Annotated in this window: 1 protein-coding gene; it reads right to left on the bottom strand. The window is 49.9% G+C overall.

The features are described from left to right. Window positions 1-776: mucin-binding protein (locus FC47_RS10710; RefSeq protein ID WP_420896575.1), on the bottom strand; the 776-nt coding region annotated here is incomplete at both ends.

Genomic DNA, 776 nt, shown 5'->3' with positions numbered 1-776 from the left:
ACCAATTCGTAGCCTTGATCTTCATAATCCTTGATCTTATCTGCCGTCGTGTAGTTGATCTTGGAACCAACCTCACCACTTGGCAGACTATCTTGATCCAGCGTTACGCCAGTCGTGTCGTCAATGTACGTAATCGTTCCCGATACAACGACTGGGTTATTGCTGTAGACAACCGTTGCCGTCAGATCAGCCTGGCCAGGAACTACCGTCACTGTAGATACCGCCGACTTATCAACATTGTCAAAGCCCAGTGTCTTTGGATCGGCTGACTTAACTTCGCTAAGTTTAGCACTCAGCGGCGTCCAGGCACGATCTGCACTTTCGGTGTCAACCTTACCATCATTGTTGGTGTCGTAGCCTAGGATCTTACCCGTGACCTTATCAACGATTGCCATTCGTTCAAATGTTACGGTCTGTTCGTATGAACTGGTACCATCAGGAGAACCATTGACCGGGTTACCATTTGCGTCAACATAGTTAATCGTCCGTTTTACCGTGTCAATCAAGTCATCCTTGGCAACGCCATCTGGATAGGTCACGTTACCCTTAGGATTGATTGGTTTGCCTGGCGTGGCTGGGTTGGTTGGTGTAACCGGAATCGTTTGGTGACCATAGTAAACTTTTTCCGTTACGTCGGTCGTGTTGCCATCAACCGTTACCGCCGCTACCGAAGCGCGGTCAGGTGCCGTGTAGCCGTAGTCGGAAAGGTCGGAAGAATCCTGCTGCGTCCAAGTCTGGGCATCAACTTTCCAGCTGTCATCGATCGTGTAGCTGGA

Origin of the sequence: Limosilactobacillus mucosae DSM 13345 (genome assembly GCF_001436025.1) — a bacterium.
GTDB classification, from domain to species: domain Bacteria; phylum Bacillota; class Bacilli; order Lactobacillales; family Lactobacillaceae; genus Limosilactobacillus; species Limosilactobacillus mucosae.
This window is presented reverse-complemented; position numbering and strand designations above follow the sequence as displayed.